Here is a 639-nt window from a genome sequence, read left to right on the forward strand (position 1 = left end):
ACCTTAGCGGGTAACGGTATTGCTTTAAATGCCAACACGCTAAATAACAGCACAGCGAACGGTCAAATTGTCTCAACGGATAAAGCGGACGTCACCATCGCTGGTGATGTAAGCAATACCGATGGGGCGCTAATTCATGCGGATAAAGATCTGACACTGCATGCCACAGGCGATTTAACCAACACCGCGTCCACCATCGAAGCGGTGAATGGGCTAGATGAAAAGAGCCAAAACCTGACGAACAGCGGCACGGTGTTAGCACAAAATGGTGCTTTGACTGTGAAGAGCAGCCAAGTAGATAATCAAGGCGTGCTGGCAGGAAAAGGTATCTCTATTACCGCAGATTCCCTTAATAATCATTCGAAAACGGCACAACTCTTCTCAACAGGGGATCTGACGTTAACCATCGAAAAAGGCATAGAGAATGCCGAGAATGCGCTGATTCATGCCGCCAACAATCTGGTATTAAACACTCAAGGGGATCTAACCAACACTGTGGCGACTATCGAAGCCGCTGGCACCAATCAAATCACCAGCCAGAATACGACGAATAGCGGGACCTTACTCGCAAAAAGTGGCGCATTGACGATTCAGACCAACAAAGTCGATAACCAAGGGACCTTAGCGGGTAACGGTATT

Annotated in this window: 1 protein-coding gene; it reads left to right on the forward strand. The window is 48.0% G+C overall.

The window, feature by feature from the left end; genetic code table 11:
• The coding region (locus tag MSP8886_RS21805; protein WP_139063199.1) for a hypothetical protein at window positions 1-639 on the forward strand (639 nt) is incomplete at both ends.

Origin of the sequence: Marinomonas spartinae (genome assembly GCF_900089775.1) — a bacterium.
Taxonomy (GTDB): domain Bacteria; phylum Pseudomonadota; class Gammaproteobacteria; order Pseudomonadales; family Marinomonadaceae; genus Marinomonas; species Marinomonas spartinae.